Source organism: Pseudomonas purpurea (assembly GCF_039908635.1).
Classification (GTDB): Bacteria; Pseudomonadota; Gammaproteobacteria; order Pseudomonadales; family Pseudomonadaceae; genus Aquipseudomonas; species Aquipseudomonas purpurea.
Window position 1 is genome coordinate 5,621,862 of sequence record NZ_CP150918.1, and the last position, 21,893, is coordinate 5,643,754.

The following is a 21,893-nucleotide window of genomic DNA, read 5'->3' on the forward strand; positions in this document are numbered from 1 at the left end:
GGTCGGGTTATCGACCGAGATCCTTTAACCATGCCGCAATCCCAAGCCAAGAATCTGTCCCTGATCGCCGCCATCGACCTGGGCTCCAACAGCTTCCATATGGTCGTGGCCAAGGCCCAGAACGGCGAAATCCGTATCCTTGAGCGGCTCGGCGAGAAGGTTCAGCTGGCCGCCGGGATCGACGAAGAACGTCGCCTGAGCGAAGAATCCATGCAGCGCGGGCTCGATTGCCTGAAGCGGTTCGCCCAACTGATCAACGGTATGCCCCTGGGCGCCGTGCGGATCGTCGGCACCAACGCCCTGCGTGAAGCGCGCAACCGCGTCGAGTTCATCCGCCGCGCCGAAGAAATCCTCGGCCACCCGGTGGAAGTCATCTCTGGCCGTGAAGAAGCGCGCCTGATCTACCTGGGCGTTTCCCATACCCTCGCCGACACCCCGGGTAAGCGCCTGGTGACCGACATCGGCGGCGGCAGTACCGAATTCATCATTGGCCAGCGCTTCGAACCGCTGCTGCGCGAAAGCCTGCAAATGGGCTGCGTAAGCTACACCCAGCGCTATTTCAAGGACGGCAAGATCACCCCGGCCCGCTATGCCCAGGCATACACCGCGGCACGGCTGGAGATCATGAGCATCGAGCACGCCCTGCACCGCCTGACCTGGGATGAAGCCATCGGCTCCTCGGGCACCATTCGTGCCATCGGCCTGGCGCTCAAGGCGGGCGGCCACGGTACCGGCGAGGTCAACGCCGAAGGCCTGGCCTGGCTCAAACGCAAGTTGTTCAAGCTCGGTGACGCCGAGAAAATCGACTTCGAAGGCATCAAGCCCGACCGCCGGGCGATTTTCCCGGCGGGCCTGGCCATTCTCGAAGCGATCTTCGATGCCCTCGAACTGCAACGCATGGACCACTGTGAGGGCGCCCTGCGCGAAGGCGTGCTCTACGACCTGTTGGGCCGGCATCACCACGAAGACGTCCGTGAACGCACCTTGAGCTCCTTGATGGAGCGTTATCACGTTGATCTGGAACAAGCGGCACGGGTCGAGCGCAAGGCGCTGCATGCCTTCGATCAAGTGGCCGAAGACTGGGACCTGGAAGACGGGATCTGGCGCGAGCTGCTGGGCTGGGCGGCCAAGGTGCATGAAGTCGGGCTGGACATTGCCCACTACCATTACCACAAGCACGGTGCCTACCTGATCGAGCACTCGGACCTCGCCGGGTTCTCCCGCGAAGACCAACTGATGCTCGCGCTACTGGTACGCGGGCACCGCCGCAACATTCCCAGGGACAAGTTTGCCGAGTTCGGCGACGAAGGCATCAAGCTGATTCGCCTGTGCGTGCTGCTGCGCTTTGCGATTCTGTTCCATCACATCCGCGGCACCCAGGCGATGCCGCAAGTGGAACTGCACGCCGATGGCGACAGCCTGGATGTGCTGTTCCCGGAAAACTGGCTGGATGACAACCAACTGACCCAGGCTGACTTCGCGCTGGAAGCGGAGTGGCTGACACGGGTCGGCTTCGTGCTGAACGTGCGCTAAAACACCCGCAAGGGCGAACACAACCCCCGTGGCGAGGGAGCAAGCTCCCTTGCCACAGGTATGTCGCTAAAACAAAAATGGCGATCCGCAAGGATCGCCATTTTTTATTGCGCCAACACCTTCGCGTTAATTCACGGTCAGAATCGGGCTGCCCAAACGCTCGAGCAAGGTCGCCTGGGCGCTGCGCGGGTTCTGGTTGCCGGTCGGCGTGTTGCGGATGTACCGGCCGTCCGACTGCAAGCTCCAGCTGTGGGTGTTATCGGTGAGATAACTTTCCAGCTCTTTCTTGACCCGCAGAATCAGCTTCTTGCCTTCGACCGGGAAGCAGGTCTCGACGCGCTTGTCGAGGTTGCGCTCCATCCAGTCGGCACTCGACAGGAACATCTGCTCCTCGCCACCGTTGAGGAAGTAGAAGACCCGCGTGTGCTCCAGGAACCGCCCGATGATCGAACGCACGTGGATGTTGTGCGAAACCCCGGCAATGCCCGGCCGCAGGCAGCACATGCCACGCACTACCAAGTCGATGCGCACCCCGGACTGACTGGCCTTGTACAGCGCGCGGATGATTTTCGGATCGGTCAGCGAGTTGAATTTGGCGATGATGTGCGCCGGTTTGCCGTCGAGGGCGAACTGGGTTTCGCGGGCAATCATGTCGAGCATGCCCTTTTTCAAGGTGAACGGCGCATGCAGCAGTTTCTTCATGCGCAACGTCTTGCCCATGCCGATCAACTGGCTGAACAGTTTGCCGACGTCTTCACACAAGGCGTCATCGGAGGTCAGCAAGCTGTAGTCGGTGTACAGGCGAGCGTTGGCCGCGTGGTAGTTGCCCGTGCCCAAGTGCGCGTAACGGACAATTTCGCCGGCCTCGCGACGCAGGATCAGCATCATCTTGGCGTGGGTCTTGAAGCCGACCACGCCGTAGATCACCACCGCACCGGCCGCTTGCAGACGGCTGGCCAGTTGCAGGTTGGACTCTTCGTCAAACCGCGCACGCAACTCGATCACCGCCGTGACTTCCTTGCCGTTACGCGCCGCGTCCACCAGGGCATCGACGATTTCCGAGTTGGCGCCGCTGCGGTACAGCGTCTGGCGCACGGCCAGAACATGCGGGTCCTTGGCGGCCTGACGCAGCAGGTCGACCACCGGGGTGAAGGACTCGAACGGGTGCAGCAGCAGGATGTCCTGCTTGCTGATCACGCTGAAAATGTTCTCGCTGTTTTGCAGCAGTTTCGGAATCTGCGGGGTAAACGGCGTGTATTGCAGCTCCGGGTGGCTGTCCAGGCCGGTAATGCTGAACAGCCGCGTGAGGTTCACCGGGCCGTTGACCTGATACAACTCGGTCTCGTGCAGGTTGAACTGCTTGAGCAAGTAGTCGGACAGGTGTTTCGGGCAGGTGTCGGCCACTTCCAGACGTACCGCATCGCCGTAACGTCGGGAGAACAGTTCGCCGCGCAACGCGCGGGCCAGGTCTTCGACGTCTTCGGTGTCGACGGCCAGGTCGGCGTTCCGGGTCAGGCGGAACTGGTAGCAGCCCTTTACCTTCATGCCCTGGAATAGGTCATCGGCGTGCGCGTGGATCATTGACGACAGGAACACATAGTTGTCGCCGGCGCCACCCACTTCTTCCGGCAGCTTGATGATCCGTGGCAACAAACGCGGTGCCGGGATGATCGCCAGACCCGAATCGCGACCGAAGGCGTCGATGCCTTCGAGCTCGACGATAAAGTTCAGGCTCTTGTTCACCAACAACGGGAACGGGTGCGTCGGGTCGAGGCCGATCGGGGTGATGATCGGCGCGATCTCGTCGCGGAAATAGCGGCGCACCCAGGTTTTGATCTTGGTGGTCCAGTGACGCCGACGGATGAAGCGGACCTGATGTTTCTCAAGTTCCGGCAACAGGATGTCGTTGAGGATCGCGTACTGGCGGTCCACGTGACCGTGTACCAGTTCACTGATGCGCGCCAGGGCCTGATGCGGTTGCAGGCCATCGGCACCCGCCTGTTCACGGGCGAAGGTGATCTGTTTCTTGAGCCCCGCCACGCGAATCTCGAAGAACTCGTCCAGGTTGCTGGAGAAGATAAGCAAAAACTTCAGCCGTTCCAGCAACGGGTAGGACTCATCCAGCGCCTGTTCCAGCACGCGGATGTTGAATTGCAGTTGTGACAGCTCGCGATGAATGTACAGGCTGCTGTCATCAAGACCCGGGATGACAATCGTCGGCGCCGCTTGCGCAGGCTCCGCGACCACCGCGGGTGGAGCCGGCTCCAGAGCTGGCTCGGTTTCGACGACGTGCTCGACCACGGGTTGAGCGTCTTTTACGGCAACTTCAGTGAGTCCTTCGGTATTCATCGAATGTTCCTGGGAGGGCTATTTTTGCTCTCGTAACAATTGAGCGGCACGTACGGCAAAGTAAGTCAGGATGCCATCAGCGCCTGCGCGTTTAAAAGCGGTCAGGGATTCAAGAATCACCCCTTCGCTCAACCAGCCATTCTGAATCGCCGCCATGTGCATGGCGTATTCCCCGCTGACCTGATAGACAAAGGTCGGCACTTTAAATTCTTCTTTGACGCGGTACAGGATGTCCAGGTACGGCATGCCTGGCTTGACCATGACCATATCCGCGCCTTCTGACAAGTCGCTGGCCACTTCGTGCAGCGCTTCGTTGCCGTTGGCCGGGTCCATTTGATAGGACGCCTTGTTCGCCTTGCCCAGGTTCAGCGCCGAACCGACCGCATCGCGGAACGGCCCATAGTAGGCGCTCGCGTACTTGGCCGAGTACGCCATGATGCGCACGTTGACGTGATCGGCCAGTTCCAGGGCTTCGCGGATCGCCTGAATCCGCCCGTCCATCATGTCCGAGGGGGCAACTACCTGCGCGCCCGCCTCGGCATGGGACAACGCTTGCCTGACCAGCGCATCGACGGTGATGTCGTTCTGCACGTAGCCTTCTTCGTCGAGGATACCGTCCTGGCCGTGGGTGGTGAACGGGTCCAGCGCAACATCGGTGATCACCCCCAACTCAGGGAAGCGTTCACGCAGGGCACGAGTGGCGCGCTGGGCAATGCCATCGGGGTTCCAGGCTTCGGCGGCGTCGAGCGATTTAAGCTCGGCCGGCGTGACCGGGAACAGCGCAACAGCGGGAATCCCCAGCTCGACCCACCGGGCCGCTTCTTCGAGCAACAGGTCGATGGTCAGGCGTTCGACGCCTGGCATCGAGGCGACTGCTTCGCGACGGTTTTCACCGTCAAGCACGAACACCGGAAGAATCAGGTCATTGGTGGTCAGAACGTTTTCACGGACCAGACGACGGGAAAATTCGTCACGACGGTTGCGACGCAGGCGGGTTGCAGGAAACAAACGGTTGGCGGGGGTAAAGCTCACGGCAGACTCCTGAGCCCGCGCTGGCGGGCGAGCGTGACTGTTATAAGCAGCCATTATGACCAACGTATTACAGATCTGTCCCGTCCGGGATCAACTGTTCAGCGACGGCGACGGCTTTTGTCCCACGCGGCGTGGCCGCCACTTGCCGTCGCGGGCCGGGGCTGATCGTAGCGCCTTGCCTGTCAGCAGAAACCACCCGTCATATCTTGAATATGAGCCCGGGATGAGACGCCTGCGCCCCCCCGTGACCGATCGTCGCAACCATTGTCCTTGTAGGAAATGTTCACGTCGAGACACATTTCGATACTTTCCTGAATGTGCCTGAAGGGTTAGGCTGCGCGTTCATTTCGCCAGCATCCAGACAATGCTCCAACAATTTCTTCAGGATTTCGGCTACTTCGCCCTTTTTCTCGGCACGTTCTTCGAAGGCGAAACCATTCTGGTTCTCGCAGGCTTCCTCGCGTTCCGCGGATACATGGATATCAACCTGGTGGTGGTCGTGGCGTTCTTCGGCAGTTATGCCGGCGATCAGCTGTGGTACTTCCTTGGGCGCAAACATGGCCGCAAGTTGCTGGCGCGCAAACCGCGCTGGCAAATGATGGGTGATCGGGCGCTGGAGCATATCCGCAAGCACCCGGACATCTGGGTGCTGAGCTTTCGCTTCGTCTATGGCCTGCGCACGGTGATGCCGGTGGCCATCGGCTTGTCGGGGTATCCGCCGGGACGTTATCTGTTGCTCAACGGCATCGGTGCCGCGATCTGGGCGGCGGCCCTGGCCGCCGCCGCGTACCACTTCGGTGCGGTGCTCGAAGGCATGCTCGGCAGCGTCAAGAAGTACGAGCTGTGGGTGCTGGGCGCTTTGCTCGTGCTGGGTTTCTGCCTGTGGTTGCGTCGGCGTTTCAAGAACGCCCGCCTGGCGAAAAAGATCTACGAAGACGAGCAGATCCAGATCGCCGAAAAAGCCAAGGGCAGCGAGCCTACGACGCCAGTCGAGTGATGCGGTTGCGGCAGCAGTAAAGCCCGATCACGCTGAACAGGCTGTAACTGAGCAGGCCGACCCAGGCCACCGCGCTGGCCGGCCATAACCCGGCCAGCGGCGCCAGCCACACCAGCGGCAGGTTCAGCGCCAGCCGCAACAGCTCAAGCCTGAACGCCCACGGGCGATTCTCCAACGCCGCGCCCTGCGCAAACAATCCAAAAGCCACCGCTCCCCAGCCCAACACCAGGGCGGCTGTCGGCAGGCTGTCGGCCAGGTTCATCAGGTAACTGCCCAGCGCGACGTACACCCCGAACTGCAAGGCCACGTACAGTTGCTGCCGGCCATCCAGCGGCACCTCGAACTTGCGGAACTGGCTCAAGTCCGGCTTGGCCATCGGGTATTTCGCCGCCACGTCCGCCGGCCGCCAACCAGTGCGCATGAACCAGATCCGCAGCTTGTCCCAGAGGCTCTCGGCCCGCCGTGCGTCGTTCCAGAGCTGGGCATAAAACTGCATGTTGGCCCACAACGGGTTCCAGCTCGCCAGCGGCGTGGTCACGCCGAAAATCGCCGGATCGTTGTCGTCTTCTTCCTGATACGTGCCGAACAGGCGATCCCAGACAATGAAAACGCCGCCGTAGTTGCGGTCCATGTAAAGGGCGTTCTGTGCATGGTGCGCCCGGTGGTTGGACGGCGTGACGAAGAACCACTCGAACCAGCCGAGCTTGGGAATGTGTCGGGTATGCACCCAGAATTGATACAGCAGATTGAGCGCCGCGACGCTGACGAACACCAGCAGCGGCACGCCGAGCACGGCCATCGGCAAGTAGAAGATCCAGCTCAGCAGAAACCCGGTGCTGGTCTGGCGCAACGCGGTGGACAGGTTGTAGTCCTCGCTCTGGTGATGCACCGAGTGGGCGGCCCAGAGAATATTGCGCTCGTGGCCCATGCGGTGCAGCCAGTAGTAGCAAAGATCGTAGAGCACGAAGGCAAACACCCAGACCCAGGCACTCTCGGCCGACAGTTCGATCACGGCCAGGTGTTTCAGGGCAAAGGCGTAGGTGACCAGGCCCACGCCTTTGGTCAACAGGCCCGTGGTGGTCGACAACACGCCCGTGCTGAGGCTGTTGATTGCGTCCGCAAGCCGATAATTGCTCACGCCTCGCCAACGGTCGACGATCAGCTCCAGCACAATCAGTACGACGAAAAACGGCACCGCATAGAGAATGAAGTTCATGACGCGACCTGATCAGAATCGTTGCCTGAAGATTAGGTGTAGCCGCCCATTAACCCTATGGCAACGAGTGACAAATTAGTGGACATTTAACGCCATGAATCTGGAGAAAAGCCCCATGAGCAAAAAAATTGCAGTGATCCTTTCCGGCTGTGGCGTCTACGACGGCGCCGAGATCCACGAGAGCGTGATCACCCTGTTGCGCCTGGACCAGCGCGGTGCGCAGGTCCAGTGCTTTGCCCCCGACATCGCGCAACTGCACGTCATCAATCACCTGAACGGCGAGGCGATGCCCGAGTCGCGCAATGTACTGATCGAGTCGGCGCGCATCGCGCGTGGCCAGGTCAAGGACATCCGCGAAGCCAACGCCGAGGACTTCGACGCCCTGATCGTGCCCGGTGGTTTCGGCGCGGCCAAGAACCTGTCCAGCTTCGCGGTCGAAGGCGCCGGTTGCAGTGTCCAGCCCGATGTCCTGGCCCTGGCAGAAGCCTTCGCCGAGGCCGGCAAACCGGTCGGCCTGATCTGCATTTCGCCTGCGCTGGCGGCGAAAATCTACGGTCCGGGCGTGGTCTGCACCATCGGCAACGATGCCGACACGGCGGCCGCCATGAGCAAAATGGGCGCCACCCATGAAACCTGCGCGGTGGGCGACATCGTCGAAGACAAGGCCCGCAAACTGGTCAGCACCCCGGCCTACATGCTGGCGCAATCGATCAGCGAAGCGGCGTCGGGCATCAACAAACTGGTGGACCGGGTGCTGGAACTGACCCACGAAAACGACGCCTGAGCGGCACTCTGTGATGAGCCTTTGTGGTGAGGGAGCTTGCCCCCGCTGGGTTGCGAAGCAGCCCCAAATAATCGGCCAGCCATTGAGATTGTTGTGAGTGCCGCGCACTCAAGCGGGAGCAAGCGCCCTCGCCTCAGGGAATGTAATCACCTCAGGGTTTTCGGGTCAGCCGGGTCAGTATCCGGTCCAGCGAATTGGCGAATGCCTGCTTCTCGCGTTCGCCAAACGGCGCGGGGCCGCCGCCCATCTGGCCCTGCTCACGCAGGTCGGTGAACAGGTTCCGCACGGCCAGGCGATCACCCATGTTCTGCGCATCGAACTCCTTGCCCCGAGGGTCCAGCGCCGCCACGCCCTTCTTCACCAGACGATCCGCCAACGGCACGTCGCTGCAAATCACCAGTTCACCTGGCACCGCGTGTTCCACCAGGTAATCGTCGGCAGCGTCCGGGCCACTGGGCACCACGATCAGCTTCACCAGGGCCAGACCCGGTTTGATCTGCGGCTGACCGGCCACCAGCACCACTTCAAACTGGCGCTTGAGGGCGAATTTCACCACCAGATCCTTCGCCGCCCGAGGGCAGGCGTCGGCATCGATCCAGACACGCATCGTGTTTCCCTCTTCTGAAAGCATCGCGAGCAGGTTTTACGCAATCCGGTGGGCGCGAGCCTGCTCGCGATTGTGAGCGCCGCGAATGCCGTTCAGGAAACCGACACCCGCCGCTTCTCGGCCATGCGACTGCGGCTGTACAGCACGATGATCGCCATGATCGCCACTGCCTGCGCACTCAACGAATACGCATCAGCGTGAATGCCCAGCCAATCGAAGTCAAAGAACGGCACCGGGCGGGTGCCGAAGATCCCGGCCTCCTGCAAGGCCTTGACCCCGTGCCCGGCGAACACCACCGACAACGCGCACAGCAATCCGGCGTTGATGCCGAAAAACAGCGCCAGCGGCAGTTTCGCCGAACCGCGCAAGATCACCCAGGCCAGGCCGATCAACAGCACCAGCGCCGTCGCGCCCCCGGCCAGCACCGCGTTGTGCCCCGCTGGGCCCGCCTGCAACCACAGGGTTTCGTAAAACAGGATCACTTCGAACAGTTCCCGGTAAACCGAGAAGAACGCCAGGATCGCGAAGCCAAACCGCCCGCCACCGCTGACCAGGCTGCTCTTGATGTAGTCCTGCCAGGCCGCCGCGTGACGGCGGTCGTGCATCCACACCCCGAGCCACAGCACCATGACACTGGCAAACAACGCCGTGCAGCCTTCGAGCAACTCACGCTGGGCGCCGCTGACGTCGATCACATACGCCGCCAGCGCCCAGGTGCCCAACCCGGCCAGCAACGCCAGGCCCCAGCCGATGTTGACGCTGCGCACCGCCGACTGCTGGCCGGTGTTGCGCAGGAACGCCAGAATCGCCGCCAGCACCAGAATCGCTTCCAGGCCTTCGCGCAGCAGAATCAGCAAACCGGAGATGTAACTCAGGGACCAGCTCAGCCCGTCGCTGCCCAGTAACCCTGCGGATTCTTTCAACTTGGCCTTGGCAATTTCCAAACGCTGCTCGACCTGAGCGACCGGCAACCCGTCCTGCAACGACTGACGGTAAGCCATGAGGGATTTTTCGGTGTCTTTGCGCACGTTGGCGTCGACGTTATCCAGGGAGCTTTCGACCAGTTCGAAACCTTCCAGATATGCCGCGACCGACAAGTCGTAGGCCTGATCGTGCTCACCGGCACGGTACGCGGCGAGGCTCTTGTCCAGGGTCGCGGCGGTGTAATCGAGCAACTGCGCCGGGCCACGCTTGACCTGCGGCGGTTGCGCACGCTGGGCGCGGAAAGTGGCCGCGGCGGCAGGACCTTCAGCCGCCAGCACTTCGGCCGGGGTCTGACGGGCCAGATCGGCCAGGTTGTAGCTCTTTTCGCTTTTCGCGGCGGCCGGGTCGGCGCTGAAGCTGGCGATGTAGGTCGCCAGGTCCCAACGCTGACGGTCATCCAGCTGATCGGCGAAGGACGGCATGTCGGTGCCCTCGACGCCCAACCCCAAGGTGCTGTAGATCGCGTAGAGGCTCAGGCGGTCCTGATGCGCAACATCGCGCAGGTCCGACGGCGGTGGCGTCAGGCCCACGCCGGCCGGGCCATCGCCGGCGCCGGTGGTGCCGTGACACACCGAGCAATGCTGGGCGAAAAGCGGCGCGCCGCGCGTCGGGTCCGGGGTGATGATCGGCGCCTGGCTGACTTCATACGCCACCGCCAGTTTCGCCCCCAACTGCCGCGCCTGACGGGCCACACTTGCACCGTCCTTCCGCTGGCTGACGGCCTCACGCAAACTCGCCACTCCCTGCTCCAGCTCAGCCTTCTGCGGCTTGGCCGGCAACGCGGCGATCAAACCGTGCAGTGCCTTGAGAAACTCCAGCTGCTCGCGGTACTCGTCCGCATCCAGCACCTGACCCGCCTCGACCGTCGCCGGGTAATCGGCGCCGATGTAGTCCAGCAGGTGCAATGCTTGAGGAGCGCCTTCCACGGTGTCGGCGAGCAGGTTGAAACTGCACAGCGCAAACAACGGGAAGACCAGCCAGGCCAGGAAACGGGACGGGGCAGTCATGAATGAATCTCAATTGGAAATACGAAGTAACACATTGTTCACTTCCAATGACTTTCGCTCAAGCTTTGTTGTGTTTCACGCGATATTACCCGGCCAGTATCCAGGCCTATAATCCGCCCCCATTGCCGCCTCGCCCAAGGAAGAATTCTGCGCCATGGCCATCAGCTTTCGTCTGTTAGTGCTGCTCGTTGCATCCTTGCTGCTGAATGCCTGCGCGGCCTATCGCAACTATGACCTGGAGCTTGCGCAAACCAATGCCCAGTTGATTTCAGGCAACGTCGATGGCGCCTTGTACCTGCTGGAACGCAACAACCCGTGGGACGACAAGGACCTGCTCTACTACTTCGAGAAGGGTGAAGTGCTGCGCACCCGAGGCGATCTGGCCGACAGTCAGATCGCGTGGCGCAGCGCTGACCGGATCGTGTTCCAGTGGGAGGAAACCGTCCGGTCCGGCACGGTGAAATTTCTCTCCCGGCTCGGCACGGAGCTGGGCACGATGATCATCAACGACAAGTTGCGCCGCTACGAAGGCTATGACTATGAAAAGGTCATGCTGACCACGCAAATGGCCCTCAACCAGTTGGCGATGAACGACTTCGACGGCGCCCGCGCCGACATCAAGAAAACCCATGAGCGCGAAGCACTGATTGCCCGCTTGCGGGAAACGGAATACGAGCGACTCGAAGCCCAAGCCAAGGCCCAGGGCATTGCCGTACGCTACAAGGACCTTCAGGGCTACCCGGTGACAACCCTTGATGCGCCGCAGGTGATCGAGCTGAAAAACGGTTATCAGAGCGCATTCAGCCATTACCTGGCTGGTTTCACCTACGAAGCGCTCGGCGAACGGGACCTCGCCGCACCCGGCTACCGGCAGGCCATCGAGCTTCGCCCCAACATGCCGTTTCTCGAACAGGCATTGCGCAACCTCGACAAACCCTCCGGCAAGGCCGACGAAAGTGAGGTGCTGATCATCGTGCAAAGCGGCCTGGCGCCGGCCCGCAGCTCGGTTCGGGTGCCGTTTCCGGTACGGCTGAACGACAACCTGGTGATTGTGTCGACGGTGTCCTTTCCAGTGATGGTGCCCGACACCTCCACAGCGGCCTTCAACACAATCACCGTGGATGGCCGCAAACAGACCCTGACCTCGCTCAACAGCATCACTGACATGTCGCTGCGCACCCTGCGCGACGACATGCCGGGGATCATCCAGCGGGCCGCGTTCCGCGCCAACCTGGATGCCATTCGCCAAGCCGAAGACAACAAGCGCGACCCGGCCCACGCCTCGCTGGTCAGCACCCGCGTCGACCCGTTCGAAGAAGCTGATACACGCACCTGGCGCACCTTGCCGGACACCACGCTGGTGGCGCGCATGCGCCTCAAGAAAGGCGAGCATCGCCTGAGCCTGCCGAACGCACCGGGCATGGCGCCGATCAGGGTTCGCATCGACCAGAACCATCAAGTCGTCAGCCTGCGAGCCTTGGGCAACCAGGTGTTCATCAGCGACGCTGCTGTCTGGAGCCCGTCGAAGGGCGAAACCGAAACCGTTTCCAGCCTCAAGTAAATACTGGCACACCCCGTAAATACGGAGCTAAAAAGCCATTACATAGCCATTATCCGCCGCTATAATGCCGCGCCCTCGCTATCGCGATACGGCATTTAAGCTCCTCTTTTTATGAGGATTTGGCAGGGTAGCCACACGTCCTGTCGATTGGTCCCTCCAGCCCGACCAGCACGAAAGGCTGTCTCAATCAGGGAAGAAGTACCCCCTATGGCATCCCGCGCCCTCACCACGATCGCCCTCAGCGCCGTCACCCTACTGGCTGGATGTTCGGCCTTTCGCAGCTACGACTCCGAGCTGCAGGAAACCAATCAGCACTTGGCCAGCGGCAACGTCGATGCTGCGCTGACCCTGCTGGAAAAGAACAACACCAGCCCGGACAAAGACCTGCTCTATTACTTCGAGAAAGGTGAACTGCTGCGCGCCAAAGGCGACCTGAGCGGCAGCCAGGCTGCGTGGAGAAGCGCGGACCAGGTGGTCGGCGCCTGGGAAGATTCGGTCAAGCTGGACACCGACAAGTACCTGGCCCAGTTCGGCAGCTTCCTGGTCAACGACAAGGTTCGCCGCTACGAAGGCTATGACTACGAAAAAGTCATGCTGACCACGCAAATGGCCCTCAACCTGCTGGCCACCAATGACTTCGAAGGCGCCCGCACCGAGATCAAGAAGACCCACGAACGTGAGGCCGTGATCGCCGAGTTGCGCGACAAGGAATACCTCAAGCAGGAAGACGAGGCCGAGAAAGAAGGCGTCAAGACCGAGTACAAGGACCTGCAGGGTTACCCGGTCGCCAGCCTCGACGCGCCGGAAGTGGTGGGCCTGAAAAACAGCTACCAGAGTGCGTTCAGCCATTACCTGTCGGGTTTCGTCTATGAAGCCCTGGGTGAAAAAGGCCTGGCCGCGCCGGGTTATCGCAAGGCTGCCGAGCTGCGCCCTAACACCCCGCTGCTTGAGCAAGCGCTGCTGAACCTCGACAAACCGTCGGGCAAGAACGAAGAAAGCGACATCCTGATCGTGGTGCAAAGCGGCCTGGCGCCGTCTCGCGACTCCATTCGCGTGCCGTTGCCATTGCCGATCAGCGGTAACCTCGTCATCACCCCGCTGTCGTTCCCGATCATCAAGCCAGACACCTCGACCGCGATGTTTGCGCAGATCGGTGTCGACGGTCAGCAACTGAACCTGACCCAGCTCAACAGCACCACCGCCATGTCGCGCCGCGCCCTGCGTGACGACATGCCCGGCATCATCCTGCGCACCACCGTGCGTGCCGTGAGCCGTGCCGTGGCCCAGAAAAAGATCAACGAAACCAACCCGCTGGCCGGCCTGGCGGTCGGTATTACTTCAGCTGTGATGGAAGGTGCCGATACCCGTACCTGGCGCACCCTTCCAGACAACACCCAAGTGGTGCGTCTGCGCCTGGCCAAGGGCGAGCACCAGTTGAGCCTGCCGAACGTCGTGGGTGGCTCGCGTGTGACCATCACTGTCGACCAGCGTTATCAGGTCATCAGCCTGCGTACCGTGGGTCACCAGGTGTTTGCCAGCGGTCTGGCGGCACACGTGATCCCGAGTGCCAACCCAACGGCCGTGGCCAGCCTCAAACAACCTTAAGAACGGAGTCTTTACATGCGCTTCAAACTCATCGCTGTTGCCGCCGTGGCCTTGCTGGCCGGTTGCGCCACCCCTGCGCCACCGGAACCAGGCAGTGCCGCGAGCAAAGTCGTGTCCATGGGCAAGGTCAAGAACATCGTGGTCGGCGCCATGCGCGTGGCCCGCGAAAACGGGTTCATGACGGTCAACGTGCAGCTGAGCAACACCAGCTACACCAACAAGACCATGTTCTACCGCTTCGCCTGGCTGGGGCCTGAAGGTTTCCCGGTCGCCGAAGAAGAGAGCTGGAAAACCCTGACCCTGTACGGCGCACAAACCAGCTTCCTGCCGGCCATTGCTCCGACCCCCAAGGCCATGGATTTCCGCCTCGAAATCAAGACACCTTAAGCCCGACACCCTATTCGTTCAGTTTTAGAGAGCATTCCCATGTTTGTACGTTTTTCGTTCCTCGCCGTGGTAGCCCTTCTGGCCAGCGGTTGCGCCAACAACAACTCGCCGGTTCTGGGCGGGAAAAACATCGGTTACGGCGACAGCAAGGCTGTTGAGCTGGTCACCAACGAGTTCGGCTCCACCGACCTGCAAATGATTGCTGAGTCCATGACCCGCTCCCTGGCCCAGTCCGGCATTCTGCAGGGCCGTCCGGTGGTTCAGGTCTACGACGTGAAGAACAAGACCAGCGAATACATCGACACGCGTGAAATCACCACCAGCATCAAGACCCAACTGATGAAGTCCGGCACTGCCCGCTTCGCCAGCGACAACACCGCCATGCAGAGCCAGGTTGACCAGCTCAAGCTGCAAAACCAGAGCGGCCTGTACAAGAAAGGCACCGTGGCCAAGACCGGCAACATGATCGCTGCCAAATATCGCCTGGAAGGTTCGATCAGCTCGATCGTCAAGCGCAGCAGCGATTACAAGGACGTCTTCTACAAATTCAGCCTGCAATTGATCGACGTTGAAAGCGGTCTGGCCGAGTGGATGGACGAGAAAGAGATCCGCAAAACCACGGAGCGTTAATCAATGCGTGCATGGATTGGCATGATGGCCCTGGCCTGCGCGTTTGGCGCGCAGGCGGCCCCGAAAGTCGCGGTCGCGGACCTGGCGTATCAGGAACGTGTGGAGCAGTACATCCACATCGTTTCGGCGCAAAACAACTACCGCGAAGGCTATTACAGCTCCAGCGGTTCCTCGAGCTACAACGAGCTTGAGGCCACCAGCAGCTACATCGAGCAGGGCGAACTGCGCAAGTTCACCGGCGACATCAAGGGCGAGATTCTGCGCACCGGCATGTTCCAGCTGGTGCAGGGCTCGCCTCACACCGCGTCCTCCAAGGGTGACGTCTATGACGTGATCAAGCGGATCAAGGCCGGTAGCTTCAAGGGTGCCGACTACGTGCTGTTTGGCACGGTGTCGGACATCGACTTCACCCGCGACATCACCTCGCTGGCCAACACCGACAGCTACTCGGCGATTCTGGGCTTGAGCCTGGTGGCGGATTTCAGCCTCATCAACACCAAAACCTTCGAAATCACCTCGGCGTTCACCGCCATGGGTGACGGACAAGACACCAAGCTGGTGAACAGCGAAGACGTCAAAGTCTCGCTGAACCGCCCACGGGTGGTGCGTGATGTGTCCAAGTCGCTGGGTGAGGACGTGGCGCGTCAGTTGAGCGAACAACTGGGTGGCGGTAGCGCGCAACCGGGCCAAGCCCCGCTGCGCAACAACCTGCCACGGGATACGGCGCCGGTTATCCTGCGCTAATCCCCGGAAATGAAAAAGGCGACCCCAAAGGGTTAATGCTTGTCAGTTAAGAGTTTGAGCACTGCAATCCTTGTGGGAGCGGGCTTACTCGCGAAAGCGGCGTCACAGTCAACATTGATGTTGAATGCAATGCCCTCTTCGCGAGCAAGCCCGCTCCCACAGGTTACGTGCCTTAACTGACTGGCATTAACCTCAAAGGGTCGCCTTTTTTTGCCTGACGGTTTACACCACCGCCCTGCGCAATGTCGCCATGAACGCCGCCGCGCCGACGAACAGCCCGGCAAAGGTGCGGTTCATGCGTTTTTGCTGTTTGGGTGTGCGCAACAGGCGCAAGACCTTGGACGCCAGCCCGGTGTAGCCGGCCATCACCACCAGGTCGACACAGATCATGGTCACGCCAAGAATCAGGTACTGACTCACCAGCGGCGCGTGTGGGTCGATGAACTGTGGCAGCACGGCCAGCATGAACACCAGCGCCTTGGGGTTGCTGATGTTGACCAGGAAGCCGCGAAACACCAGCGCCAGTGGTTTGCCGATCGGGCGGATCGCCGCGTCATCGCTCAAGTCGCTCGGCAACGCGCGCCACTGCTTGATCGCCAGATAAATCAGGTAGGCCACGCCAAACCATTTGATCGCATAGAACGCTGTGGAGGACGCCGCGAGGATCGCGCCGACACCGGCGGCCACGATTGCGATCTGCATCGCCAGACCCAGTTGCAGGCCCAGGGCATTCCAGTAACCGCGCCAGAAACCGTACTGCAAACCGCAGGACATCGACGCAATGGCGCCCGCACCTGGGGAAAGACTGATCACCCAGCAGGCGGCAAAAAACGCCAGCCATGTTTCAAGCACCATCGCACACCTCGACTCAGACTCGTTGTAGACGTCTAAACTAATGCGCCTTCCGGCCGATGACTACCGTTTTTTGTAGGACAAGTCGCTGTTTATGACGGCTGCCCCCTTCGCGAGCAGGCTCGCGCCCACATTGGATCTTCAGTGGACAGGGCAATTGTGAACAGCGGCAAACTGCTGTGGGAGCGAGCCTGCTCGCGAAAGCGGTGCGTCAGGCACCGCTTTGCAGGAGGTAACGCCTACTTTTCAAAACCGCTGGAAGGGAAAACATCCGTACCGCGCCAGCGTCGAACCGAACGCTGGAAGAACAGGCTGTTGGGCACCTGGACCATTACGCTGCCGGTGCCGAGTTCTTCAGCTTCGATCAACGTGGTGTACAGCAGATTGATCGCCACCACCCGGCCTTTGACGCCAGGCTTGTCGAGGGTGTCCACCAACTCGACCACATCACCGATACGGAAGGGCCCGACGGTGAAGATCAAAATGGCGCACAACAGATTGGAGAGCACGCTCCACATGGCGAAGAACGCCACCGCCGCCACGGCCACAAAACCGGACAACGCGGTCCAGAGTACCGTGGCCGAAACGCCCAGGCGTTCGAGCACGAAGATCAGCGCGCTGCCCATGATCAGCCAGCGCAAGCCGCCGCGCAGCGGCAACAACAACTGCGGCGGAAACGGGTAGCGCTCGCCCAGCCGGGTCAGGACCTTGGCAATGAAGCGTTGCGCCAGGTAGCCCGCCAGCAGGATCAGCAGGATTTGCAGAGCGAGCCACAGCGGCTCGACCCACATCGCCGGCACCGGCAGCGCGAAGGCCTCCATCAGGACAGCGCCTCCAGCTCCGCCTGCATGCTTTCGAGCACTTCCAGGGCTTCCATCCAGCTCTCTTCCAGCTCACCTTCGCGAACCTTGAGCCTGGCCTGTTCGGCCAACAGATCACGCAACTCATCCTTGCGGGCGGCTTCGTAGACGGCGCTGTCGCCGAGGCTGGCTTCGATCTTCGCGAGTTTTTCGTGCAGCTTGCCCAGTTCGGCTTCGAGCTTGTCGGCTTCGCGCTTGTGCGGTGCCAGTTGCTGACGCAACGCAGCAGCGGCCTGGCGCTGGGCTTTCTTGTCGGTCTTGTCCGGGTTGACCGGCGTGGTGCTCACCGGCGCATTGCGCTGGCGATACTCGACCAGCCAACGGGCGTAGTCTTCCAGATCGCCGTCGAACTCTTCGACTTTGCCATCGGCCACCAGGAAAAAGTTATCCGTGGTGCTTTTGAGCAGGTGACGGTCGTGGGAAACCACCAGTACCGCGCCACTGAACTCTTGCAGGGCCATGGTCAGCGCCAGGCGCATTTCCAGGTCCAGGTGGTTGGTCGGTTCGTCGAGCAGCAACAGGTTCGGGCGGTCCCAGGCGATCAACGCCAGTGCCAGACGCGCCTTTTCGCCACCGGAGAAGTTCAACACCGGTTCGTCGATGCGCGCACCCCGGAAGTCGAAACCGCCGAGGAAGTCGCGCAGGGTCTGCTCGCGCTCGGTCGGCGCCAGACGCTGCAAGTGCAGCAGCGGGCTGGCCTTGGAGTCCAGCGAGTCCAGCTGATGCTGGGCGAAGTAGCCCACCACCGTGTTCTCGCCACGGGTCAGCCGGCCGGCCAGCGGCTCCAGCTCACCCGAGAGGTTTTTGATCAGCGTCGACTTGCCCGCACCGTTGGGGCCGAGCAGGCCGATCCGCGCGCCAGGGGTCAGTTGCAGCTTGACCTTCTCCAGGATGGTCTTGTCGCCATAACCCAGGCGAGCATCGGAGAGGTCGATCAACGGGCTGGAAATCTTCGTCGACTCGCGGAACACGAAATCGAACGGCGAATCGACGTGGGCAGCGGACAGCTCTTCCATCCGCTCCAGCGCCTTGATCCGGCTCTGGGCCTGACGGGCCTTGGTGGCCTGGGCCTTGAAGCGGGCGATGTAGCTTTCCATGTGCGCACGTTGCGCCTGTTGCTTCTCGTAGGCCTGTTGCTGCTGGGCCAGACGGTCGGCACGGGCACGTTCGAACGCCGAGTAGCCACCGCGGTACAGCGTGATCTTGCGTTGATCGACGTGGGCCACGTGATCGACCACGGCGTCGAGGAAATCCCGGTCGTGGGAAATCAGCAGCAAGGTGCCGGGATAGCTCTTGAGCCACTCTTCAAGCCAGATAATGGCGTCGAGGTCCAAGTGGTTGGTCGGTTCATCGAGCAGCAACAGGTCCGACGGGCACATCAGTGCCTGCGCCAGGTTCAGACGCATCCGCCAGCCACCGGAGAAATCTCCGACCGGGCGATCCATCTGTTCGTTGGTGAACCCCAGCCCTGCGAGCAGCTTGCGCGCCCGGGCGTCGGCGGTGTAACCGTCGGCGCTGTCGAGTTCGGAGTGGTAGCGGGCCTGCGCAGCACCGTCATGGGCGGCTTCGGCTGCCGCCAGGTCGTGTTGCACCTGACGCAGGCGCAGGTCGCCATCGAGCACGTAGTCGACCGCCAGGCGCTCGAGCGTGTCGATCTCCTGACGCATGTGGGCGATGCGCCAGTCGGCCGGCAGGAAGCAATCACCCGAGTCCGGGTGCAGGTCGCCCAGGAGCAAGGCGAACAGGCTCGATTTGCCGGCGCCGTTGGCACCGATAAGGCCGGCTTTGTGGCCGGCGTGCAGGGTCAGCTCGGCGTCTTCTAGCAGACGTTGCGGGCCACGCTGTAAAGTCAGGTTCTGAAGTCGAATCATAATGGCGGCGGAGTCTACCAGCTTCGCTCGCAACTGGCGCGAGTAGGAATATGTCCTCTGACCTGTGGAGCTTCACCCTCAAGATTTACGCCCGCCCGGACGTTGAAAAGGCCTGCCTGGGATTGCAAGCGCACGGCGCCAATGTCTGTCTGCTGCTGTGTGCGCTGTGGCTCGGCCAACGGGGCGTGGTCTGCAATGAACCGCGCCTGCAAGCCCTTCGGCAGTTGGCCGGGGCCTGGCATGACGAGGTGGTGCAACCCCTTCGGCAACTGCGCACGCAATGGAAAGCCGCCGCCCTTGAGGACGTCGAGCTGGGTACGTTACGAGAGCAGGTCAAGGCGCTGGAGCTGGAAGCCGAGCGGCAACTGTTGTTGCGCCTGGAGAACGCGGCGCAGGCGTGGCCGCAGGATCAGGCTGAGGATTCAGTCATTTGGCTGTTGAGGCTGGCGGCCGAGGCTGGCCACCTGAACCGCGACGCGCTGCATCAGCTGCACGTCGCGGTGTCCGGCACTTAGGAAGCGCTGGTCGGGTTGCTGCTGGTGGCGGCAGCCGCTGGAGTAGCGGCGGGTGCAGCGGGTGCTGGCGATGCGGCAGGCGCCGGTGTCGCTGGCTTCGCGGCAGCGGTAGCCGGTTTGGCAGCGGCAGGCTTGGCAACCACTGGCTTTTTCACGGCCGGTTTGGCCGCAGGCTTGGTTGCAGGTTTTGCGGCAGCGGGTTTCGCAGCAGCAGGTTTGGCCGGTGCTTTGGCAGCAGGTTTGGCGGCGGCTTTAGCCACGGCCGGTTTTGCCACTGGCTTGGCCGCTGGTTTTGCAGCAGCGGTTTTTGCCGCGGGTTTGCTCGCCGCTGCTTTTGCAGCCACTGGCTTGGCAGCAGCAGGTTTGGCAGCAGGGGTTTTAACGGCAGGTTTTGCGGCGCTGGCTGCGGCTGGTTTTTTTACCGCGGGTTTGGCGGCAGGTTTGCCTGGTGCTTTAACCGGCGCTTTGGCGGCAGGTTTTGCAGCGGCCCTGGCCGGCGCTTTAGCAGCAGGTTTCTTGGCAGCAACCGCCGTTGCGGCGGGCTTGGCCGAACGCAGGGTCAACACCTTGCCGACGGCTTCTTTCACACGACCAACACCCTGGGCCAGTTTCAGGCTTTCCTGGGCATCACGCTTGAGTTGCAGAATGTAGGTGCGGGTCTCGGACTGACGATCCTTCAGCGCATCGAGCAACTCTTCGAGCTCTTTCACTGCGTCCTTGGCCTTGGCCTGTGCCTTGGCTTTGCCGGCCGCTGCTGCGTCCTGCAATTTGGTGCGCGACTTGTGCAGTTTTTCCTGTGCTTTACCGCGTTGCTTTTCCAGTTTGGCGAGCAGTTTTTCAGCATCAGCCAAGGCTTGGGAACAAGCGTTTTCCAAATGTTCGAGCAGGCTGCCCGAGAGCTGTTGGAGTAAGTGCAACGGAGTGTTTACGGGCTTCTTGGGGGCCGACATGGTTTACCTCCTGGCTGACGTGAGTGCGGCTCATACTAGACCTCTGCTGCTACCGCCGCTAGGTGATGTTGACAGTATCCAGGACGTTGCGTTGCAACGGACCGAAAATGTTCTGCGCATACGGCAAAGCAGTTCACCGGTGAGCGCATTCACACTGGCATAATCCCCCGCATCTCAGGCCGGAGAGTGCCCATGTCGCGTTACCTTTTTTTATCCCTGTGCGTGTTTTTTTCCGTTGCTCACGCGGCCGAAAAAACCGCCGAAAACGATGCCCATGATCTTGCCTACAGCCTGGGCGCAAGCCTGGGTGAGCGCTTGCGCCAAGAGGTGCCCGACTTGCAGATTCAGGCGTTGGTGGACGGATTGAAACAGGCTTATCAAGGCAAGCCCCTGGCCTTGAAGGACGAACGTATCGAGCAGATTCTCGCTGAACACGAAGCGCAGGTTGCGGAAAAACCGGCAGTGCCGCAAAGCGAAATCGCCCTCGAAAAAGAACGCCGCTTCATGGAGGCGGAGAAAGCCAAACCGGGTGTTCGCGAACTCGCCGATGGCATCCTGCTGACCGAGGAAGCACCCGGCACCGGCGTCAAGGCCGGACCAAACGGACGCGTGCAAGTGCGCTACATCGGACGACTGCCGGACGGTACGGTGTTCGACCAGAACAGCCAGGCGCAGTGGTTCAGCCTCGACAGCGTGATCAGCGGCTGGCGCAGTGCGCTTCCACAGATGCCGGTGGGTGCGAAGTGGCGGTTGGTGATTCCTTCGGCGCAAGCTTATGGCGCGGACGGTGCGGGCGATCTCATCGCGCCTTACACCCCGCTGGTCTTCGAAATCGAGTTGCTGGGCGCAACGGGCTGAGAAACCCCGAGAACGAAAAACGGCGCGCATGGCGCACCGTTTTCAGGGTGTTGCAGACAGGCAGCACTCAGGCCTGAACCGGAGCTTCTTCCTTGTGAGCGGTGTGCAGCACTTCGATCAGGCAGTCTTCCAGTTCGAAGCGTTCGTGCAACAGGCCGCCCAGCTTCTTGAACTCTTCGGCGACGCATTTGCCCGCATCGCAGAGGTCGTTGAACGCCAGGAGCTTCTCAGTGATGACGTCGATGCGCGGGTAGATCGTTTCGGCCAGTTCCAACCCTCGGGTGTCCCCAAAAGCCTTGGCTTCACCGGTCAGTTGTTCGTAGATCTCGAAGTGCCCGGCCGACACGTAGTCAACCAGTACGCCGCAAAATTCCTGCAAGGGCTTTCGGGTCTCTGCCAGCGCTTCTGGCTTGGCGCCGAGAGCATCATAGGCCCGAACCAGTTCGTGACGCTCCTGCAACCAGCGGTCGATCAGCAGATGCACTCCACCCCAGCGTTCCTGAGCATTCTGACAACTTTCGAGCATGGTGATCTCTCTTCCCTTGTGGGTC

At 61.3% G+C, this 21,893-nt stretch carries 20 protein-coding genes; 10 read left to right on the plus strand and 10 right to left on the minus strand.

Annotated features, from left to right (window positions below):
- The first annotated feature begins 30 nt into the window (after positions 1-30).
- On the plus strand, positions 31-1,533 hold the full coding sequence (gene ppx, locus AABM54_RS25415) for an exopolyphosphatase (protein WP_347902640.1): 1,503 nt from the start codon (positions 31-33) through the stop codon (positions 1,531-1,533).
- 126 nt (positions 1,534-1,659) lie between these two features.
- Here the strand turns inward: ppx and ppk1 are convergent, their stop codons facing one another.
- On the minus strand, positions 1,660-3,882 hold the full coding sequence (gene ppk1 / locus AABM54_RS25420; RefSeq protein WP_347902641.1) for a polyphosphate kinase 1: 2,223 nt from the start codon (positions 3,880-3,882) through the stop codon (positions 1,660-1,662).
- Positions 3,883-3,900: 18 nt separating this feature from the next.
- Positions 3,901-4,914: a porphobilinogen synthase gene (gene hemB / locus AABM54_RS25425; RefSeq protein WP_347902642.1), complete on the minus strand. Its 1,014-nt coding sequence runs from the start codon at positions 4,912-4,914 to the stop codon at positions 3,901-3,903.
- Positions 4,915-5,278: 364 nt separating this feature from the next.
- Between hemB and AABM54_RS25430 the strand changes: the two genes are divergently transcribed.
- On the plus strand, positions 5,279-5,911 hold the full coding sequence (locus AABM54_RS25430) for a DedA family protein (protein ID WP_347902643.1): 633 nt from the start codon (positions 5,279-5,281) through the stop codon (positions 5,909-5,911).
- On the opposite strand, the gene AABM54_RS25435 is transcribed toward AABM54_RS25430, so the two are convergent.
- On the minus strand, positions 5,892-7,127 hold the full coding sequence (locus tag AABM54_RS25435) for a sterol desaturase family protein (protein ID WP_347902644.1): 1,236 nt from the start codon (positions 7,125-7,127) through the stop codon (positions 5,892-5,894). The two genes, AABM54_RS25430 and AABM54_RS25435, sit on opposite strands and share 20 nt — an antisense overlap.
- Before the next feature lie 115 nt (positions 7,128-7,242).
- Here AABM54_RS25435 and elbB point away from each other — a divergent pair, with 115 nt between their 5' ends.
- Positions 7,243-7,911 (plus strand): isoprenoid biosynthesis glyoxalase ElbB, encoded by a 669-nt coding sequence (gene elbB / locus AABM54_RS25440; protein WP_347902645.1) that lies wholly within the window; start codon positions 7,243-7,245, stop codon positions 7,909-7,911.
- A 151-nt stretch (positions 7,912-8,062) separates the two neighbouring features.
- Here elbB and AABM54_RS25445 read toward each other — a convergent pair whose 3' ends face one another.
- Both AABM54_RS25445 and AABM54_RS25450 read right to left on the minus strand, forming a co-directional pair.
- Positions 8,063-8,518, minus strand: coding sequence for a YaiI/YqxD family protein (locus AABM54_RS25445; RefSeq protein WP_347902646.1), 456 nt, complete (start codon positions 8,516-8,518; stop codon positions 8,063-8,065).
- Positions 8,519-8,610: 92 nt separating this feature from the next.
- Positions 8,611-10,509 carry a cytochrome c/FTR1 family iron permease gene (locus tag AABM54_RS25450; RefSeq protein WP_347902647.1) on the minus strand — a complete coding sequence of 633 codons (1,899 nt, stop codon included), beginning with the start codon at positions 10,507-10,509 and terminating at the stop codon, positions 8,611-8,613.
- Positions 10,510-10,663: 154 nt separating this feature from the next.
- On the opposite strand from AABM54_RS25450, the gene AABM54_RS25455 reads away from it, so the two are divergent.
- The 5 genes from AABM54_RS25455 to AABM54_RS25475 all read left to right on the plus strand — a co-directional run bounded on the left by AABM54_RS25455 (position 10,664) and on the right by AABM54_RS25475 (position 15,436).
- Entirely contained in the window at positions 10,664-12,070 is a 1,407-nt protein-coding gene (locus AABM54_RS25455; protein ID WP_347902648.1) for a hypothetical protein, read from the plus strand.
- Positions 12,071-12,277: 207 nt separating this feature from the next.
- Positions 12,278-13,675 (plus strand): hypothetical protein, encoded by a 1,398-nt coding sequence (locus tag AABM54_RS25460; RefSeq protein WP_347902649.1) that lies wholly within the window; start codon positions 12,278-12,280, stop codon positions 13,673-13,675.
- A gap of 15 nt (positions 13,676-13,690) precedes the next feature.
- Positions 13,691-14,062, plus strand: a complete 372-nt coding sequence (locus AABM54_RS25465; RefSeq protein ID WP_347902650.1) for a YcfL family protein — start codon at positions 13,691-13,693, stop codon at positions 14,060-14,062.
- A gap of 39 nt (positions 14,063-14,101) precedes the next feature.
- Positions 14,102-14,692 (plus strand): penicillin-binding protein activator LpoB, encoded by a 591-nt coding sequence (gene lpoB, locus AABM54_RS25470; RefSeq protein WP_347902651.1) that lies wholly within the window; start codon positions 14,102-14,104, stop codon positions 14,690-14,692.
- Between the two features lie 3 nt (positions 14,693-14,695).
- Positions 14,696-15,436: a penicillin-binding protein activator LpoB gene (locus AABM54_RS25475; RefSeq protein ID WP_347902652.1), complete on the plus strand. Its 741-nt coding sequence runs from the start codon at positions 14,696-14,698 to the stop codon at positions 15,434-15,436.
- Between the two features lie 222 nt (positions 15,437-15,658).
- On the opposite strand, the gene AABM54_RS25480 is transcribed toward AABM54_RS25475, so the two are convergent.
- From AABM54_RS25480 to AABM54_RS25490, 3 genes are all read right to left on the minus strand, one after another.
- Complete coding sequence (locus AABM54_RS25480; protein WP_347902653.1) at positions 15,659-16,291, minus strand: LysE family transporter; 633 nt, start codon at positions 16,289-16,291, stop codon at positions 15,659-15,661.
- A 236-nt stretch (positions 16,292-16,527) separates the two neighbouring features.
- Positions 16,528-17,109 carry a mechanosensitive ion channel family protein gene (locus AABM54_RS25485; RefSeq protein ID WP_347902654.1) on the minus strand — a complete coding sequence of 194 codons (582 nt, stop codon included), beginning with the start codon at positions 17,107-17,109 and terminating at the stop codon, positions 16,528-16,530.
- Positions 17,109-19,019, minus strand: a complete 1,911-nt coding sequence (locus AABM54_RS25490; RefSeq protein ID WP_347902655.1) for an ATP-binding cassette domain-containing protein — start codon at positions 19,017-19,019, stop codon at positions 17,109-17,111. The genes AABM54_RS25485 and AABM54_RS25490 overlap by 1 nt, the downstream gene beginning before the upstream one ends.
- 50 nt (positions 19,020-19,069) lie before the next feature.
- Here AABM54_RS25490 and AABM54_RS25495 point away from each other — a divergent pair, with 50 nt between their 5' ends.
- A complete protein-coding gene (locus AABM54_RS25495; protein WP_347902656.1) occupies positions 19,070-19,534 on the plus strand; it encodes a TIGR02444 family protein in 465 nt (154 codons plus the stop codon).
- Here the strand turns inward: AABM54_RS25495 and AABM54_RS25500 are convergent.
- Positions 19,531-20,484, minus strand: a complete 954-nt coding sequence (locus tag AABM54_RS25500) for an AlgP family protein (RefSeq protein ID WP_347902657.1) — start codon at positions 20,482-20,484, stop codon at positions 19,531-19,533. The genes AABM54_RS25495 and AABM54_RS25500 overlap by 4 nt on opposite strands.
- A 192-nt stretch (positions 20,485-20,676) precedes the next feature.
- On the opposite strand from AABM54_RS25500, the gene AABM54_RS25505 reads away from it, so the two are divergent.
- On the plus strand, positions 20,677-21,342 hold the full coding sequence (locus tag AABM54_RS25505; RefSeq protein WP_347902658.1) for an FKBP-type peptidyl-prolyl cis-trans isomerase: 666 nt from the start codon (positions 20,677-20,679) through the stop codon (positions 21,340-21,342).
- A gap of 67 nt (positions 21,343-21,409) precedes the next feature.
- Here the strand turns inward: AABM54_RS25505 and rsd are convergent, their stop codons facing one another.
- Positions 21,410-21,868 (minus strand): sigma D regulator, encoded by a 459-nt coding sequence (rsd, locus tag AABM54_RS25510; protein ID WP_347902659.1) that lies wholly within the window; start codon positions 21,866-21,868, stop codon positions 21,410-21,412.
- Positions 21,869-21,893: the final 25 nt, after the last annotated feature.

Excerpts from the sequence above, each read along its gene's own strand:
- ppx (WP_347902640.1), top strand. The coding sequence starts at position 31 with ATGCCGCAATCCCAAGCCAAGAATCTGTCCCTGATCGCCGCCATCGAC.
- ppk1 (WP_347902641.1), bottom strand. The coding sequence starts at position 3,882 with ATGAATACCGAAGGACTCACTGAAGTTGCCGTAAAAGACGCTCAACCC.
- AABM54_RS25430 (WP_347902643.1), top strand. The coding sequence starts at position 5,279 with ATGCTCCAACAATTTCTTCAGGATTTCGGCTACTTCGCCCTTTTTCTC.
- AABM54_RS25435 (WP_347902644.1), bottom strand. The coding sequence starts at position 7,127 with ATGAACTTCATTCTCTATGCGGTGCCGTTTTTCGTCGTACTGATTGTG.
- elbB (WP_347902645.1), top strand. The coding sequence starts at position 7,243 with ATGAGCAAAAAAATTGCAGTGATCCTTTCCGGCTGTGGCGTCTACGAC.
- AABM54_RS25445 (WP_347902646.1), bottom strand. The coding sequence starts at position 8,518 with ATGCGTGTCTGGATCGATGCCGACGCCTGCCCTCGGGCGGCGAAGGAT.
- AABM54_RS25450 (WP_347902647.1), bottom strand. The coding sequence starts at position 10,509 with ATGACTGCCCCGTCCCGTTTCCTGGCCTGGCTGGTCTTCCCGTTGTTT.
- AABM54_RS25455 (WP_347902648.1), top strand. The coding sequence starts at position 10,664 with ATGGCCATCAGCTTTCGTCTGTTAGTGCTGCTCGTTGCATCCTTGCTG.
- AABM54_RS25460 (WP_347902649.1), top strand. The coding sequence starts at position 12,278 with ATGGCATCCCGCGCCCTCACCACGATCGCCCTCAGCGCCGTCACCCTA.
- AABM54_RS25465 (WP_347902650.1), top strand. The coding sequence starts at position 13,691 with ATGCGCTTCAAACTCATCGCTGTTGCCGCCGTGGCCTTGCTGGCCGGT.
- lpoB (WP_347902651.1), top strand. The coding sequence starts at position 14,102 with ATGTTTGTACGTTTTTCGTTCCTCGCCGTGGTAGCCCTTCTGGCCAGC.
- AABM54_RS25475 (WP_347902652.1), top strand. The coding sequence starts at position 14,696 with ATGCGTGCATGGATTGGCATGATGGCCCTGGCCTGCGCGTTTGGCGCG.
- AABM54_RS25480 (WP_347902653.1), bottom strand. The coding sequence starts at position 16,291 with ATGGTGCTTGAAACATGGCTGGCGTTTTTTGCCGCCTGCTGGGTGATC.
- AABM54_RS25485 (WP_347902654.1), bottom strand. The coding sequence starts at position 17,109 with ATGGAGGCCTTCGCGCTGCCGGTGCCGGCGATGTGGGTCGAGCCGCTG.
- AABM54_RS25490 (WP_347902655.1), bottom strand. The coding sequence starts at position 19,019 with ATGATTCGACTTCAGAACCTGACTTTACAGCGTGGCCCGCAACGTCTG.
- AABM54_RS25495 (WP_347902656.1), top strand. The coding sequence starts at position 19,070 with ATGTCCTCTGACCTGTGGAGCTTCACCCTCAAGATTTACGCCCGCCCG.
- AABM54_RS25500 (WP_347902657.1), bottom strand. The coding sequence starts at position 20,484 with ATGTCGGCCCCCAAGAAGCCCGTAAACACTCCGTTGCACTTACTCCAA.
- AABM54_RS25505 (WP_347902658.1), top strand. The coding sequence starts at position 20,677 with ATGTCGCGTTACCTTTTTTTATCCCTGTGCGTGTTTTTTTCCGTTGCT.
- rsd (WP_347902659.1), bottom strand. The coding sequence starts at position 21,868 with ATGCTCGAAAGTTGTCAGAATGCTCAGGAACGCTGGGGTGGAGTGCAT.